Source organism: Methylobacterium oryzae (genome assembly GCF_021398735.1).
GTDB lineage: Bacteria > Pseudomonadota > Alphaproteobacteria > Rhizobiales > Beijerinckiaceae > Methylobacterium.
In genome coordinates, this window is sequence record NZ_CP090349.1 from 2049765 (window position 1) to 2065320 (window position 15556).

19 protein-coding genes are annotated in these 15556 nt (G+C 71.4%); 11 read left to right on the forward strand and 8 right to left on the reverse strand.

Going from position 1 to position 15556, the window contains the following annotated elements; genetic code table 11:
* Window positions 1-186: 186 nt before the first annotated feature.
* Window positions 187-810, forward strand: a complete 624-nt coding sequence (gene efp / locus LXM90_RS09810; RefSeq protein ID WP_199778764.1) for an elongation factor P — start codon at window positions 187-189, stop codon at window positions 808-810.
* A 45-nt stretch (window positions 811-855) separates the two neighbouring features.
* Here efp and LXM90_RS09815 read toward each other — a convergent pair whose 3' ends face one another.
* Complete coding sequence (locus LXM90_RS09815; RefSeq protein WP_020092068.1) at window positions 856-1875, reverse strand: heparan-alpha-glucosaminide N-acetyltransferase; 1020 nt, start codon at window positions 1873-1875, stop codon at window positions 856-858.
* 353 nt (window positions 1876-2228) lie between these two features.
* Between LXM90_RS09815 and LXM90_RS09820 the strand changes: the two genes are divergently transcribed.
* The 8 genes from LXM90_RS09820 to LXM90_RS09855 all read left to right on the forward strand — a co-directional run bounded on the left by LXM90_RS09820 (window position 2229) and on the right by LXM90_RS09855 (window position 7449).
* Window positions 2229-2834, forward strand: a complete 606-nt coding sequence (locus LXM90_RS09820) for a cold-shock protein (protein WP_020092069.1) — start codon at window positions 2229-2231, stop codon at window positions 2832-2834.
* Window positions 2835-2984: 150 nt separating this feature from the next.
* Window positions 2985-3479 (forward strand): DUF192 domain-containing protein, encoded by a 495-nt coding sequence (locus LXM90_RS09825; protein WP_020092070.1) that lies wholly within the window; start codon window positions 2985-2987, stop codon window positions 3477-3479.
* 121 nt (window positions 3480-3600) lie between these two features.
* Window positions 3601-4005 carry a hypothetical protein gene (locus tag LXM90_RS09830; RefSeq protein ID WP_020092071.1) on the forward strand — a complete coding sequence of 135 codons (405 nt, stop codon included), beginning with the start codon at window positions 3601-3603 and terminating at the stop codon, window positions 4003-4005.
* Between the two features lie 80 nt (window positions 4006-4085).
* Entirely contained in the window at window positions 4086-4958 is an 873-nt protein-coding gene (locus LXM90_RS09835) for a dienelactone hydrolase family protein (protein ID WP_020092072.1), read from the forward strand.
* Window positions 4959-5148: 190 nt separating this feature from the next.
* The gene (locus LXM90_RS09840; RefSeq protein ID WP_042675510.1) at window positions 5149-5604 is read left to right on the forward strand and encodes a response regulator; all 456 of its coding nucleotides are present in this window, start codon (window positions 5149-5151) and stop codon (window positions 5602-5604) included.
* A 78-nt stretch (window positions 5605-5682) separates the two neighbouring features.
* The gene (locus tag LXM90_RS09845; protein ID WP_020092074.1) at window positions 5683-5883 is read left to right on the forward strand and encodes a hypothetical protein; all 201 of its coding nucleotides are present in this window, start codon (window positions 5683-5685) and stop codon (window positions 5881-5883) included.
* Between the two features lie 115 nt (window positions 5884-5998).
* Window positions 5999-7174: an alpha/beta hydrolase gene (locus tag LXM90_RS09850; RefSeq protein ID WP_020092075.1), complete on the forward strand. Its 1176-nt coding sequence runs from the start codon at window positions 5999-6001 to the stop codon at window positions 7172-7174.
* A 74-nt stretch (window positions 7175-7248) separates the two neighbouring features.
* On the forward strand, window positions 7249-7449 hold the full coding sequence (locus LXM90_RS09855) for a hypothetical protein (protein WP_020092076.1): 201 nt from the start codon (window positions 7249-7251) through the stop codon (window positions 7447-7449).
* Window positions 7450-7452: 3 nt separating this feature from the next.
* Here the strand turns inward: LXM90_RS09855 and LXM90_RS09860 are convergent, their stop codons facing one another.
* The 7 genes from LXM90_RS09860 to LXM90_RS09890 are packed head-to-tail and all read right to left on the reverse strand — an operon-like array spanning window position 7453 to window position 12940.
* Window positions 7453-8409 carry a YncE family protein gene (locus LXM90_RS09860; protein ID WP_020092077.1) on the reverse strand — a complete coding sequence of 319 codons (957 nt, stop codon included), beginning with the start codon at window positions 8407-8409 and terminating at the stop codon, window positions 7453-7455.
* The gene (locus LXM90_RS09865; protein WP_020092078.1) at window positions 8406-8939 is read right to left on the reverse strand and encodes an SRPBCC family protein; all 534 of its coding nucleotides are present in this window, start codon (window positions 8937-8939) and stop codon (window positions 8406-8408) included. Before LXM90_RS09865 ends, LXM90_RS09860 begins: the two co-directional genes overlap by 4 nt.
* A 21-nt stretch (window positions 8940-8960) precedes the next feature.
* Entirely contained in the window at window positions 8961-9551 is a 591-nt protein-coding gene (locus LXM90_RS09870) for a DUF447 domain-containing protein (protein ID WP_020092079.1), read from the reverse strand.
* Between the two features lie 4 nt (window positions 9552-9555).
* On the reverse strand, window positions 9556-11118 hold the full coding sequence (locus tag LXM90_RS09875) for a DUF6513 domain-containing protein (protein WP_020092080.1): 1563 nt from the start codon (window positions 11116-11118) through the stop codon (window positions 9556-9558).
* On the reverse strand, window positions 11115-11690 hold the full coding sequence (locus LXM90_RS09880) for a uridylate kinase (protein ID WP_020092081.1): 576 nt from the start codon (window positions 11688-11690) through the stop codon (window positions 11115-11117). Before LXM90_RS09880 ends, LXM90_RS09875 begins: the two co-directional genes overlap by 4 nt.
* Window positions 11687-12388 carry a (5-formylfuran-3-yl)methyl phosphate synthase gene (locus LXM90_RS09885; protein WP_020092082.1) on the reverse strand — a complete coding sequence of 234 codons (702 nt, stop codon included), beginning with the start codon at window positions 12386-12388 and terminating at the stop codon, window positions 11687-11689. Before LXM90_RS09885 ends, LXM90_RS09880 begins: the two co-directional genes overlap by 4 nt.
* Window positions 12389-12415: 27 nt before the next feature.
* A complete protein-coding gene (locus LXM90_RS09890) occupies window positions 12416-12940 on the reverse strand; it encodes a DUF3280 domain-containing protein (protein WP_026604768.1) in 525 nt (174 codons plus the stop codon).
* 186 nt (window positions 12941-13126) lie between these two features.
* Between LXM90_RS09890 and LXM90_RS09895 the strand changes: the two genes are divergently transcribed.
* On the forward strand, window positions 13127-14398 hold the full coding sequence (locus LXM90_RS09895) for an ABC transporter substrate-binding protein (protein WP_042672901.1): 1272 nt from the start codon (window positions 13127-13129) through the stop codon (window positions 14396-14398).
* 121 nt (window positions 14399-14519) lie between these two features.
* Complete coding sequence (locus LXM90_RS09900; RefSeq protein WP_020092085.1) at window positions 14520-15503, forward strand: YVTN family beta-propeller repeat protein; 984 nt, start codon at window positions 14520-14522, stop codon at window positions 15501-15503.
* Window positions 15504-15556 lie beyond the last annotated feature (53 nt).

Sequence of the window (15556 nt, forward strand, 5' to 3'; positions counted from 1 at the left end):
GCCTCCGCGCCGGATCGGGACCGGCCGGCTCCAACCGGGACGCGTCGCGTTCTGGAGCACTCTCATCCTCGGACCTGACTGGCTCCGGGCCGCGGAGACGCGCCGCGGCCGATGCCGGTTGCCATCGACGGTCCGCGCCCGCCCGCTGGCAACCGCGGCGCAGATGCGATAGTGGCGGGGTCCGAGATGCAGCGCCCGCGCTTGGCGCGTGCCGGCCCCCATGTCAATGCAGGACGCAATTCCGTGAAGGTGATCGCCTCAACGCTCCGCAAGGGCAACGTCGTCGAGAAGGACGGCAAGCTCTACGTGATCCTGTTCGCCGAGAACATCCACCCCGGCAAGGGCACCCCGGTGACCCAGCTCGACATGCGCCGGATCACGGACGGCGTGAAGGTGTCCGAGCGCTACCGGACGACCGAGCAGGTCGAGCGCGCCTTCGTGGAGGATCGCGAGCACACCTTCCTCTACAGCGACGGCGAGGGGTTCCATTTCATGAACCCCGAGAACTACGAGCAGATCGCGGTGCCGCAGGACGTGGTCGGCGACGCCGCCCCGTACCTTCAGGAGGGCATGGCGGTGATGCTCTCCGTCCATAACGGCGTCCCGCTGACCATCGAGCTGCCCCAGCGTGTCACGCTCGAGGTCGCCGAGACCGAGCCGGTCCTGAAGGGCCAGACCGCCTCGTCGTCCTACAAGCCCGCGACCCTGTCGAACGGCGTGCGCACGACCGTGCCGCCCCACATCGCCGCCGGCACCCGCGTCGTCGTCATGACGGCCGACGGATCCTACGTCGAGCGCGCCAAGGACTGATCCGGTCCGCGCCGGCGACCAACCCTGCGAGGTCGGTCGCCGCGTTCAGCGCGCGGATCGCGTGGCGGCCTCCAGGGTGGCGTAGCAGCCCTGCGAGATCGCCTGCGCGCGCAGGCGCTCCGTCCCGCTGAAGGGACGGCCATCCTCCCGGAACAGGTCCTCGCGGAGCAGCGCCTCCGAGGTGCAGCGGGCGGCGATGCGGCAGAGCGGCGGCTCGCCGCCGGTGCGCGCGCAGATCGTCACGTAATCGGCGCGGAACGCCCGCAGCCCGGCACGCGGATTGACGCCGACCACCGTGACGAGCCCGGTCAGCAGCGCCAGCAGCAGCGGCTGGTGGATGAGGTAGATCGCGAGGCTGTGCCGGCCCGCGAAGGTGGCGGCGCGGCCGAGCCGCGTGCGCGGCGCCCAGGCTCCCAGCCGCGACCGGGCGAGCCGCGGCAGGGCCAGACGACCCAGGACGATGCCGGCCAGCACCAGCCCGAACCAGGGGAAGAGCGGCACGTAGTCGTTCGTCCGCGGCAACACCGAGCCGAGGCCGAGGAAGAACAGGGCCGGCGCGTCGAGGACGGGCGCGTGCACCACGTGCGGCGCGGCGAGCACGGCCGCGGCCGCGACGGCGGTGACCAGGACCGGCAGGAACAGGAACGGCAGCCCGAGCAGGCTCGAGACGGCGATGCAGTGGAGCACGCCGAAGAACACGAAGGCGTCCGGGAACATGACCCAGGTGCCGAGAGTCACGAGGAGCGCCGCCCCGCCGATCCGCGCGAACCGCAGCAGCGTCGGTCGAAGCCGGACCCCGCGCCCGTTCATCAGCACGAGGCCGACGCCGACCAGGACCAGGAAGGTGCCGGCAATCGTCTCGGCGGCGTGCCGCCCCGTCGGCGTCAGCGCGTAGTTCTCCGCGGTCAGCCGCAGGTGACCGAGATCCCAGAGCGTGTGGTAGCTCGCCATCGCCAGCAGGGCGGCCGCCCGCGCCGCGTCGATGATCGGCAGGCGGCGCCGCTGCGAGGCGGGCGCGACCGGGGAGGCGGCGACGGGACGGTCGAGGGTGACGTCAACGGACATGATGGTGCACCCAAACCATGTCGGGGCCGCCCTTTCCATCGCGCCGTGCGACGGACGCTCCGACCGAGCCCGAAGCGGGTACGTCGGCTCTCGGAAACGTGAACGCCGACGCGGCGTGCGCGGGAGTGCCGGGAGGGAGAGCCGGCATCCGGAAAACCCCTCGGCAGCCCCGACGCTTAAACGCCGGTTTCGCCCGAGCCTGCGACCGATCGACTGTTGCGGCCCCGCCTCCTTGCGCCAAGATTGCAACTTGGCGTCACTGTTCTGCCGGCCAAATGGGCTTCCCGGACATCAGGACTTCGTTAATCTTGCTGGGAGAGCGCGCGGCGTGATTCGGTGTAGGTTGCTCGGCCATGTCTGACGAACGCGGATCCGGGCCGGAGAACCCCGAGCGGGGGATTGTCGCCCGAACCGGCGAACTGGATCAGCACGAGGATGAGGCGCTCGACCTCGTCGAGGTGGCCGGCCGCATCAAGTGGTTCGACGTCTCCAAGGGTTTCGGGTTCATCGTGCCCGACGACGGTGCGCCCGACATCCTGCTCCACGTCACGTGCCTGCGGCGCGACGGCTACCAGGCGGCCAGCGAGGGCGCCCGCATCGTCGTGGAGGCCGTCGAGCGGCCCCGCGGCTGGCAGGCCTTCCGGGTCATCTCCCTCGATCAGGCGACGGCGGTGCATCCCTCCGAGCTGCCGATGCCGCGCACGCACGTCACCGTGACGCCGACCAGCGGGCTCGAGACCGCCGTCGTGAAGTGGTTCAACCGCCTGCGCGGGTTCGGATTCCTGACCCGCGGCGACGGGACGCCGGACATCTTCGTGCATATGGAGACGCTGCGGCGCTACGGGATCGCCGAGCTGAAGCCCGGCGACTCCGTCCTGGTGCGCTACGGCGACGGCTCGAAGGGCGTGATGGCGGCGGAGGTGCGGCTGATCGACGGGACGATGCCCGCGTCCCATTGAGGCCGCGTTTCCCCGGCCCGGCATACCCCGTCCTATCTCCTTGCCGATGCTCGGAAAATCCGGAGCCGGATTTCCCTTCGGCATGTCCTGGTCTATCACCGGGCGACGGGCCTCACGGTCCGCGCGCCATCCCACGAGAGGCATGAGCCTGTGAGACCCCTCCTTCGCACCGCCCGGGCGGCCGCCATCGCCTGCCTCGCCCTGACCGCGATCGCCCCGGCGCCCGCCGTCGTGGCGCAGGCGGCCGCCCGGGCCGCCGCGACCAAGTCGGAGCCGCTGACGATCGTCACGAAGGCCGGGCCGAAGCGCTTCGACGTCGAGGTGATGCGCGACGACGCCGCCCGCGCCCGCGGCCTCATGTTCCGCCGGCACATGGCGGCCGACCACGGCATGCTGTTCGACTTCGAGCAGAACCAGCCCGTCACGATGTGGATGAAGAACACCTACCTGCCGCTCGACATGGTGTTCATCCGGCCCGACGGGACGATCAGCCGGATCGCCGCCGACACCGAGCCGCTCTCCACGGCGATCATCCCGTCGGGCGGCCCGGTCGTGGCGGTGCTCGAGCTGAACGCCGGCACCGCGGCGAAGCTCGGGATCGCCCCGGGCGACCGGATCGAGCACGCCATGTTCAAGGCCCGCTGAGGCGCGCCCGCGCGATTCGCGAACGCACCGGGAACAAGCGCCTTGACCACCGCCGATTTCCGCTCCAGTGTTCCGGCAATGTTCCGGTGCGCCGGAAGGCTGGTTCAGGGCGGAGGACCCGATGGGCGACGCGGCTGAGGTCGAACTGTTCGGCAACGACGACTGGTCGGTGCAGGCGGACGGAATCGAGCACCGCCAGACCGGCTACTTCATCGCCCGCTCCGCGCTCGCGACGCGCCGGGCGGAGGGCCTGTGGGACTGGCCGCTGCAGATGGCCGAGAAGCGCTGGTGCCGGCCGAGCCTGTTCCGCGAGGCGTTCCTCGCCGCTCTCGACCGGTTCGGCATCCCGCGGGACGCCGAGCTGATCCGCTCCTTCGCGCTGGGCTACGGCATCCGCGCCGTGATCTCGCCGGCCGCCGAGACCTTCGTGAGCCTGGGCGACATGCTGAAGCCCCGCGAGATCGCCGAGCCGGCGCGCGCCGCCAGCCCGCGGCCCGTCCGGGCCCTGGCGGCCGCTGGCGCCTGAGGACCCGGCGACGGCAGCCGATTTGACCCGGGCGGCCGCCCGCGGATAGCCCTCAGCCTCGGAACGAGGGAGAGAGCACGATGGCGGATCACGACCGGGCCGGACTCGACGGGTTGATCACGCCGCCCCTGTCGCGACGGGGCTTCGTGATGACGAGCCTGATGAGCGGGCTGACGCTCGCGACCACCCGCGTCGAGGCCCAGGTGATCCACACCGACAGTGCGGGCATCGAGGCCGGCGAGGTGAAGATCCCGGCCGCGGACGGGCCGATGCCGGCCTACCGCGCGGTTCCGGAGGGCGCGGGCCCGTTCCCGATCGTCCTGGTGATCGAGGAGATCTTCGGCGTCCACGACTACATCAAGGACATCTGTCGCAGGCTCGCGAAGGCCGGCTACTGCGCCGTGGCTCCCGAGCTCTACGCCCGCCAGGGCGACCTCTCGACCATGTCGGATCCGAAGCAGATCATCCGCGACGTCATCGCGAAGACGCCGGACGCGCAGTGGATCGGCGATCTCGACGCGACGGTGGCCTGGGCGGCCTCGGCGGCGAAAGGCGACCCGAACCGCCTCGGCGTCATGGGATGGTGCCGCGGCGGGCGCGCCACGTGGCTCTACGCGGCGCATCGTCGCGACCTGAAGGCCGCCGTTGCCTGGTACGGGCCGGTCGGTGGCGAGCGGACCGACATCCAGCCGCGCACCGCCGGCGACGTGGCGGCCGAGATCCACGCGCCGCTCCTCGCCCTCTACGGCGGGGCCGATACCGGCATCCCCGTGGCGGCGGTCGAGGAGGCGCGCGACCGCGCCAGGGCGGCCGGCAAGAGCGTCGAACTCGTGGTTTACCCGGACGCGCCGCACGGCTTCCACGCGGATTATCGTCCGAGCTACCGCCGCGAGGCGGCGGAGGACGGCTGGAAGCGCGCGCTGGCCTTCCTGAAATCGCACGGCGTCGGCTGAATAGTCGGCCCAGGACGCCCGATCGGGCGCGTTCCGGAGTGGCTGTGTTACCCAAGACACGGCCACAACTTCACAATCGTGCAAGGATCCAAGGAGGATCTGTGCCCGCGCGGGTCTGGCCCTTCGCGGCGCTCGGGCGTTGAACCGATCGAAGCGACCGCCGTTCAGCCCCTGTAGAGTGTCCTGGTCCATGAGCGATTCGGTACAGCCTGGCCAGAAGCCCGTGATCCTCGTCGTGGAGGACCAGCCCGACGAGCGCTTCCTCGCGGCCACGCTGCTGGAGGATACCGGCTTCACGGTGATCGAGGCCGAGACCGCCGATCGCGCCCTGGCGATCCTCAACGATCGCGCGGACGAGGTCAGTGTCGTCTTCTCGGACGTCCGCACGCCCGGACCGATCGGCGGCTTCGAGCTCGCGCGGATCATCGGCGTGACTTGGCCGCGCGTGCGGGTCCTGCTGACCTCGGGCGACGCGGGCGACCAGCCGAGCGACCTGCGCGTCTCGGCGACCTTCATCCCGAAGCCGTGGCGCGCCGAAGACATCCTCGCCTGGGTGGAGCAGGCGGCCGGGCGACCCTCGGCCGGGTCGGGACCGTCCGTTATCGGACCGGGCGGCAAAATAATCCCGTCCGGCTTGGAAACCTGAGGCGGCCGCACAGTTGTACGCCACTCCGGAGCGCGCCGCGCCCGGACTTCCGCAGTACAACCGATCCCCGACGCCGCCATGAAGATTGTCGCAACCAACCACGCCGATTCACTCCGACGCCCCGGTTCGCGGGATTCGGCGGAATCCGCCGTTCTCGACACGGTCCGGGAGGGGCTGCTCAGTGTCTACGGCACGGCGGATCGCGACCTGCCGGCGGAATTGGCGGCGCTGGCGCGGCAGCTCGACCGTCCGGGTCCCGCGGGCTGCGGCCCGACCTAGCTTCCGCCGCGGAACCTTGACAGGAGACTGCGCCAGCGGGTCGCCAAGACGAGAGAATCTGCTATTCAGCGCATTCTGACCTGCCGACGCAGTGCGTCTCTCAGTCGAGTCCCGGATGCGTCTCACAGTTCTTCGCGGATCGCTCACCGCCGCCGCGATCCTGACCCTGGCCGGTCTCGCGTCCGTTCAGGCGGCGACCCCGCCGGCCCAGCCCGCCGACGGCGCGGGCGGTGTGGGTGACCGCAAGGCGACGGTGACCAAGCGGCTGCTCGGGCGCGGCACGGCCTCGACTTACGCGTTCTACGCCGCGGGCGCGGCCCCCGAGAAGGGCCGGCCGGTCGCGATCGTCCTGCACGGGTGGGGCGCGGTCAATCCGCAGAGCTACGGCGGCTGGATCGATCATCTCGCCCGCCAGGGCTGGCTCATCTTGTATCCACGATTTCAGGAGGTGAACCGGACCCGCCCGGCCGACGCCCCGGCCATCGCGGAATCCCTCGTCAAGGCGGCCCTCGCCGAGATCGCGACGGACGGCGAGGCGAAGCCCGACCTCGGCCGCGTCGCGATGATCGGCCACCTCGCCGGGGCTCCGCTCGCCATGGATCTGGCTGCCGCGGCCAAGGCCCAGGGCCTGCCGGTGCCGAAGCTGATCTTCGCAGTGATGCCTGGCGGCATCGCCAGCGGGCCGAAATCCCGCGGCATCGCCCTCAACGACCTGTCGGCGATCGATCCCGCGACGCTGATCGTGACCATGGTCGGCGACAAGGACACGCGGGCCGCCGATCTCGCGGCCAAGCGCCTCCTGCGCGAGGCGAGTGCCGTGCCGCTGGAGCGCAAGCTCTTCGTGCGGGCGCTGTCGGACGATCACGGCTTCCCGGCCCTGACGGCGACCCTGGCGGCCCCGGCCGGCGTGGACACGGCCTACGACGGCGGCGCCATCAAGCCGGGCCCTGAGCCGAAGGACGCGCCCAAGGACGCGACGAAGCCGCCGCCGTTCCGCTGGTCCGCCGACATGGCGCTGTCCGGCGAGCAGCAGACCCTGGTCTCGCAGATCAACCTCGCCCGGGTCGACGCACTCGATTATCTCGGTTTCTGGAAGACCTTCGACCTCGCCGCCGCGGCGGCCTTCGCCGGATCGGACGCGACGGCGCTGAAGAACAATCCGCGCCTCGCCGACATGGAGCGCTGGAGCGACGGCTGGCCGGTGAAGCGGCTCGCCGTCGAGACGCCGCGGCCCACGCCGGCCGCGCAGGCCGGGACGCCGGCGCCGGCACCCGCCGGACGCAAGCGCTGAGGTCGGACGGCCCGGCAGCTTGGCCTTGGCGCGCGGCTTGCTAATCTCTCCCCGTTCGACACGGGAGGGAGATCATGCCCGAGTTCGTCGCCAGCCTGCTCGCCGCCGCGGCCTTCTGCCTGACGTTGCTCGCGCTGAACGCGCTGACACGGCTGCTGATCCAGGCGCATATCGCCCCCTCGGATCTCGGCGAGACCGGCTTCCTGCAGGTCGGCGGTGCGCTCCTGATGGCCCGGGCGGCCTACCGGCGGGCGCCCCAGCGCCGACCGGGCTGACGCTCAGCGCAGGAACGCGCCGAACGAGCGTGGGCCGTTGCCCGTCGGGATGGTCGCCAGCACCTTGAGCGTCTTCGAATCGAGAACGCTCAGCGTGTTGTCGCCCCAGTTGGCGACGTAGAGGCGTCCGTCGGGATCCGCGGCGATCCCTTCAGGGTGGTCGCCGACATCGACATCGGCGATCGGCTTGAGCGTGGCGAGGTCGAACGCCGTGACGCTGCCGGCATACTGGTCCGTCACGAAGCCGCGCCCGCCGGCGAGGGCGATGACGTAGGGCCGGCGGCCGGTCGGGATGCGGCCGATCTCGCGCCCTGTCTTCAGATCCAGCACCGAGACGTCGTCGCCGGTCACGTTGGCCGTGTAGGCGCGCCCCGCCGCGGCATCGAGCGTGATTCCGAACGGATGCTGCCCCACCGGGATGACCTTGGTCTCCCGCCGGGTCGCGGCGTCCACGACCGAGACCGTGTCGGCCTCGCGGTTGGCGACGTAGAGCGTCGCCCCGTCGGGGCTGACGGCGATCCCCGAGGGCGAAGCGCCGACGGCGATCTCGCCGTCCGGAACCAGGGTGCCGTCGCGCTCGGTCAGCACGAACAGGCGGTGCCCGTACCAGTCGGCCACGTAGACCGCGCCGCCCCGCGGGTCGGAAGCGACGCCGAGCGGGCCGCCGGGCAGCGGCACCTCGGACAGGACCTTGCCGGCGTCGAGGTCGAGGATCGCGAGGCCGTGCCCCTCCGGCCGCGTGACGTAGGCCCGCCGGCGATCGGGCGACAGGGCGATCCCAGCCGGGGCCCCGTCGACGGGGATGCGGCGCACCACCTTCCCGGCGGCCAGGTCGACGATCTCGACCGCGCCGCCGAGCTGGGCGGTGACGATGGCCTCCCGGGCCGGTTCGGCGCGGGAGGCGGTCGCCACGAGGACGAGGCCGGCGACGAGGGTCGCGCGGCCCCGAGCCGGGCTCACGAGCCCTTCTCGACCTTGGCCTTCAGGTTGGCGAGGCTCGCCTTGATCCAGTCGCCGACGCCCTTCTCGGAGGCCTCGTCGTTCAGATCCGGCGGCGGGTCGTTGTTCATGTAGCCGCGATAGAACGCCGCCTTCCACTCGACCTTCGACTTGGCGTTGCCCTCGGGCTCGACCGTGATGGTCGCCGAGTAGTCGTTCGCCGGAAGATCCTTCACGTCGACCTTGTCGATGTAGTAGGAGAACAGCTTGTCCTCCGGCTTGTACTTGTTGCTGGTCTCGGAGATCTGATTCCCGTTCTTGAGCGTCAGCACACGCTTGAACTTGCCGGCCGGGTCGCCGTTGAGCTCCGTCTTGGTGACGTTCTGCATCCAGTCGGAATTCTTCAGGTCGCCGACCACGGCCCAGACCTTGTCGGCGGGGGCGTTGATCTCGATCGACTCGGTGATCTTGCGCCGGGTCGGGCCGTGGGCCTGCGCGGTCGCCGCCACCAGGGCCGCCGTGGCCGCCAGGGCCAGGGTGATTTTCTTCATCTTGTCCTTCTCCTCCCGCCCTCAGCGGTCGTCGCGATCGAGGACGCGCGCCTCGGGGCCGAGGGCCGCCGCGACCTTGTCCTCGATCCAACCCCAGGCCTCGCGCTCGCGCGGTCCCGCGGTCTTGCCAATGGCGATGGCGAGGTAGGCCATCTCCGTCAACACCTTCTCGGGCTCCAGCATGTGGAGCCGGGTCGAAAGAATGGCGGCCTCGAGGACCGCCGCCTGCGCGCGGTTGAAGCCGATGAACGGCGAATGCGCGGCGCTGTGGACCATCCGGCCACGGAAGCGAGGCCGAGTCTCGTGGGCTTCGACGGAGGCGACCGCGAATTCCGCGTGGCCGAAACTGTCGGCGAGGCGGCGGCCCTCGATCGCCGCGCACGGCAGCGTCGGCCACTCGCGCCGGCCCGTCACCGCGCCGGCGATCACCCGGATGTCGCGCGGGCTCGAGGCCGCGAAGCAGGGATTGGCCTCCAGGTTGACGATCGTCGGCGATGGCCGGAACGGCGCGAGGACGTAGCCCTCATCCTCGCCGATCAGCCCGAACGGGACGAGGTGCAGCTCGCCCGCCGGGGACAAGGTGGTGACGATGGTCTCGAGAATCAGCGGCATGGCCTCACGCCTTGTCGGCGGGGACGAGGCGCCCGCAGACCAGCTTCGACGGCGGATCCTGCGGGCGCTCGGGCGCGACCGCGGCGCGCGCCGCGGCCTCCGGGACGGTCTCGGGCGGGCTCGCGCCGGCCTCGGGCCCGGCCAGGCGCGCGTCGCGGGTCCCGGGCGGGGGCGCGTCGGGTCCGGAATGGCGGGTGTGGCCGGCCTTCTTGAAGGCGGTGGCATCCTCGATGTCGGCGTCGGCCGCGCAGCCCCAGTCGAGGGCCTCGTCCTGAACGTAGCGCTTGCCGAGCCGCCACGCCGTCTCGGCCTTGGCGAGTTCGGCGCCGAGATAGAAGGCGTGGGCGCCGTCGCTCGCCACGTCGAGGTCGGGGAAGAAGGCCATCGCGTCGGTGCCGACCCTGTGGATGTCGCGGTTGTAGAGGTGGATCCCGTCCTCGGCGATCACGATCCGGTAATTTGGGTCACGCACCTCGGCGGCGGCCTGGGCGATCTCGTCGGCGGTCTGCACGAACGGGCGCTTGTCGTGAAGGGCGAGGAGCGCCCGGCCGTAGCCCTTCGGCAGCGCCGAATCGGCCTTGGCCGCGTACATGACCCGCCGGGCGGCGTCGTGCTCCTCGACGGTGCGGCGGGTGTGGTTGGAGACCTGCACGATCAGCACGTTGCGGATCGACAGCTCCGAGCACATCCCGACGAGCAGCGCCGTGACGCCCAGGGAATCGGCCTCGGTCAGCTCGGTGAGGTTGCCGGTGCCCATCATCATGTCGATCTCGGGCCAGCGGACGCGGGTGTCGCGGTAGCGCGCGATCGAGTCGACGAAGCCGTGGTGGATCGGCTCGAGGATCGGGTCGGCCAGGAACGGCCGCCCCGCCTTGAGCATGCGCTCGATCGCGCGATCGAGGGAGGGCAGGTCGTCCGGCCGCATCGGCACGAGGATCGGCATCGCGTCGGTCTCGAAGGCGAGATCGAGGGTCTCCTCGTTCAGGCTCAGCAGGAAGTCGGCGCCGGCGCCGGCGCCCCGGACCAGTTCCTCGCGGGAGAAGGAATCGACGCTGACCCTCAGGCCGGCGCCCTTCAGGGCCCGCACGGAATCCTCGAGGTGCGGGAACGAGGTATCGGGCAGACCGCCGAGATCGATGACGTCCGCGCCGCGCCCGGCGAGATCGAGCCCCTTGGCGAGGATCTGGTCGACGCTCATCTTCGACGCGTCTACGATCTCCGAGAAGATCCGGAGGTCGTGCCGGGACAGGTCGACCTTGCGGGCGGTCAGGCCGAGCCAGGCCGGCAGGTCGACCACCTCGTCGGGGCCGCGCTCCACGGGGACGCCGAAATGCGCCGCGAGGTGCTCGGGATTGGCCCGGCACCGGCCCGGCAGGACGATCCGCGTGGCGCCCTCGGGCAGCACGACCCGCCGGCGGATGATCTCCTCGGTCATCAGCGCCGCGACCTTCACGCCGGCATCCGCGATGCTCCAGTGGAGGGTCTGCGGGAGCCCCGCCGCGACCTTCTCGAGCCGCGCCCGGGCGAGGCGGCCGGTGACGAAGACGATGTGCTCGGCGGTGCTCACGCGGCGGCCCTCGTCTCGACCGCGACGCGGCGGTGCGGTCCCCAGACCTCGATCGTCCCCCCGAAACATGCCGCGAAGCCCGGGAAGGCGGCATCCACGATCCGGTCCCGCGCCAGCGCGGCGGGGTCGACGCCCGGCGGCGCATCGACGGATTTCACCAGGACGCAGCGCTCCGCCCCGACCCGCGCGGCGAGCCAGAGGGCGAGGCTGTCCGAGGTGACGTCCCAGGTCTCCGGGATGTCCGGGTGGCCGGCTCGGAGAGCGCGCGGGTTCCAGACCCGAATCCGCGCGGGCGCCGTCTCAGCCCAGGGCTCCAGGCTCTGCACGAGCCGCGGCTCGATCCCGCGGAAGATGCCGGCCGCGTCGCTCATGGCGTCGAGCGCCCGGCGATGGGCCTCGGCGTCGCCGAAGCGCTCCCGCGCCTGCGCGGCCCGGACGGCGTCCGCGAAGGCGCCGCCGCCCGGCACCACGATGCAGCGCCCGTGCGTGCCGTCGCCGATCGCTTCCAGCAGGGCGCGGCGGCGATGCGGATCCGCCTCGAGGCTGCCGCCGATCTTGATGACGCTCGTCACGCCGCGTCCTGCCGGCTCGGCCGCAGGGCGCGCAGGGCCTCGGCCACGCGCAGCGGATCGATGCCGTTGCGGCGGTCGAAGTCCCGGCACAGGCCGCCGCGGAAGCCGAGGTAATCCGGCCGATGCGCGCAGAGGCCGGGGATGTCGATGACCCGCAGCGACCCGGCGAGGCCGCTCATCAGGCCGTTCGCCCGGCAGGCGGTGGTGAAGGCCGAGAGGTCCGAGGGCGCGGCGAGGTCGGGCAGGCGGGCGCCGGTCTTGCCGGCGGTGTCGATCATGGCGCCGGCAAAGCCGGCCGCCGCCAGGGCGGGCACATGCGGGGCCGCCGGCCCGTCCTCGGCGAACAGCACGGCGATCAGCCGGCCCGGCGCGGCCGCGACGCGATCGGCCAGCGTCGCCGCGTCCCGGATCTCGGCAGGACGTAGACCGACCTTCACCCAGTCGACGCCGGTCCGGGCCAGGGCGGCGACGGATCCGGCCGCCGGATCGGCCACCGCGCTCGTCGCGGCACCGCCGGACACGCGGGCGACGATCTCCCGCACGACGTCCTCGTCCAGGGCGCCGAGCGCCCCGCGCTCCGGGTCCTTGGCGTCGATCAGGTCGGCGCCGGCGAGGCGGGCTGCCTCGGCCTCGGCCGGATCGCGAACGCTGACGAGGAGCCGGGGCAGGGGGTCTTGCTGGATGGTGGACGCGGGCACGAAACACTCGAACTTGAACGGGCCGTCTCAGGACTTCCCGGGCAGCGGCTCGGCGAGCAGGCGGTTCTTGACCACCCAACGCATCGCATGCGCCCAGGTATCGTCGGTGTCGGCCCGGATCGTCACCTGCCCGCCGCGCACCACCTTGCCGGTATCGGCTTCGGCGATCGCGACGCTCAGGTTGAAGATCTGGCCGGACCCCTTCTCCACATAACCGGTCACGACGAGGTCCGCACCCAGGCTCTTGGCGATGTCGGCCGCGCAGCCGTTGCATTTGTAGAGCGGCCCCTCCTTGGCCACGACGTCGGCCTTGGGCGCGGTATCGACGATCTCCAGACCGGCCTTGTCGCGCAGGGCGTTGCGCAACTCGTCGGTGACGAGGGCGAGCTTCCGGGCGTCCACCGGCCGCGTCCGGGATCCGTAGGCGGCACCGGGATCGAACAGCTCGACCGGGAAGACGGCGGCCTTCTCGGCGGCGCCGGCCGCACCGGGCAGGGTGGTCCACAGGACGACGCCGCAGGCGAGCGCGGCGCGGAGAGACGTGTGGCGCATCGGCGGGAGCTTCCTCTCGAGGCGTTCGACCGCCCGAGGCGGCGGCATCGTTCCCGCCATAGGTCGGGCGAAGGGACAATTTGGCAATGTACTTCCGCGCCCGCCTATCCCACGACGGTAACGTGAACGTCGGGACGAGACGCCGCGGTTGAGCGGCCTGAGCGGAAGCTGATAGAGGCCGCGCGCATGCACCATCCTGCACCCGACACGGCCCTCCGGCACAAGACGCGCCCGTCCTGGCTGCGCGCGGCCGCCGTCGCGCTCGCCATCGCCCCGGCGGCGGCGCGGGCCGAGGACCCGGCGCCGGCCGCGGCGGCGCAGCCGGCCCAGGCCGCCGCTCCGCAGGCGCTCGAGACCCATGTCGGCCTGATCTACCGGCCGCAGTCCGCCCCGTCCTCGTACGATGCCGAGGCGGCGCCGGAGGACGAGGGCCTGGCCGGCGCCAAGATGGGCATCGCCGACAACAACACCACCGGCCGCTTCACCAAGCAGACCTACGTCCTGGACGAAGTCGCCCTGACCGACGACAAGCCGGACGCCGTGGCGGCGGCCAAGGAGCTGATCGGCAAGGGCGTGCGCTACTTGGTCCTGGCGCTCCCCGCCGACGCGGTTCTGGCCGTGGCCGACGCCGTCAAGGACACGGGCGCGGTCGTGCTCAACGCGGGGGCGCCCGACGATCGTCTGCGCGGCGCCGAGTGCCGCGCCAACGTGTTCCACATCCTGCCGTCGCGGGCGATGCTCACCGACGCCCTGGCGCAGTACCTGACCGTGATGCGCTGGCGGAAGCTCTTCCTGATCGTCGGCCCGACCGACGCCGACAAGGCCTACGCCGACGCGATGCGCAACTCGGCGCGGAAGTTCGCGCTGAAGATCACCGCCGAGAAGCCCTGGACCTTCGGCCCCCTCGCCAAGGCGCGCGGCGACACGCCGACCCGCGCCGAGGCGATGGTCTTCACCCGGGGCCTCGACTACGACATGGCCATCGTGGCCGACGAGGAGGGCGACTGGGGCGACTACGTGCCCTACCGCACCGTCGATCCGCGCCCCGTCGGCGGCACGCAGGCGCTGACGCCGACGACCTGGTCCCCCGTGCTGGAGACCTGGGGCGCCGCGCAGGCCCAGAACCGGTTCCGGCGGCTCGCCTCCCGGCTGATGCGCCCGCTGGACTATCAGGTCTGGGCCGCGGTGCGGACGGTGGGCGAGGCCGTGACGGCCAAGAAGACCAACGACCCGGCCGTGATCGCCCCGTACCTCGTCGAGCCCGCCTTCACGCTGCCGGCCTACAAGGGCGTGCCGCTGAGCTTCCGGCCCTGGGACCACCAGCTCCGGCAGGCGATCATCGTGGTACAGCCGAAGGCGCTGGTCTCCGTCGCGCCGGAGCAGGGTTTCCTGCACCAGCGCACGCCCCTCGACACGCTGGGCGTCGACCTCCCCGAGACCACCTGCAAGTTCAAGTGAACCCGCGGCCTGCGGCGATGGCGAGCGGCCAAGGCCCTCGCAACGCGCGGAAATCGCACTACAAACGTCCCCCGAGAACGTCCGCCCAGGGCGCCGGGCCGTCGCAAGGGAAGGAAACCGTATGAGCCGCCGCGTCGAGGCATGTCTGAGTGGGGTCGCCCTCGGTGCGTGGTTCGCCCTGTGCGGGCCGGCCGCCGCCTTCACCGCCTACGTGACGAACGAGAAGGGCAACTCGGTCAGCGTCATCGACACCAACACGATGGCGGTGACGGCGACGTGGAAGGTCGGGCGGCGCCCGCGCGGTGTGACCGTCTCCAAGGATGGCAAGGAGCTGTTCGTCTGCGCGAGCGACGACGACCGGATCGACGTGCTCGACACCAGTTCCGGAAAGGTGGTGCGCTCGCTGCGCTCCGGGCCGGATCCGGAGCAGTTCATCCTCGACGCCTCCGGGAACCCGCTCTACGTGGCCAACGAGGACGACAGCCAGGTCACGATCATCGACATCGAGAAGAACAAGGTGCTCGCCGAGGTACCGGTGGGCGTCGAGCCGGAGGGCATGGGCCTGTCGCCGGACGGGAAGATCCTCGTCAACACCTCCGAGACGACCAACATGGCCCACTTCATCGATACGAAGACATTCCAGGTCATCGACAACGTGCTGGTCGACGCCCGGCCGCGCTTCGCCGAGTTCACCGCCGACGGCAAGTTCCTGTGGGTCTCGGCGGAGGTCGGCGGCACGGTGAGCGTGATCGACGTCGCCCAGCGCCGCGTGATCAGGAAGATCACCTTCAAGATCCCGGGCGTGAACGACGAGGCGATCCAGCCGGTGGGCATCCGGATCACCAAGGACGGATCCAAGGCCTTCGTGGCCCTCGGGCCGGCGAACCGCGTCGCCGTGATCGACGCCAAGACCTACGCGGTCGAGAAGTATCTGCCGGTCGGCCAGCGGGTCTGGCAGCTCGCCTTCACGCCTGACCAGAAGCAGCTCTTCACCACGAACGGCACCTCTAACGACGTCTCGGTGATCGACGTGGCCGCCGAGAAGGTGGTGAAGAGCATCCCGGTCGGGCTCCTGCCTTGGGGCGTGGCGATCTCGCCGAACTGATCCGCGCGACCTCCGGGCGCCGAGCGAGGACGGCCGCGCGCGACGCGGCCCTA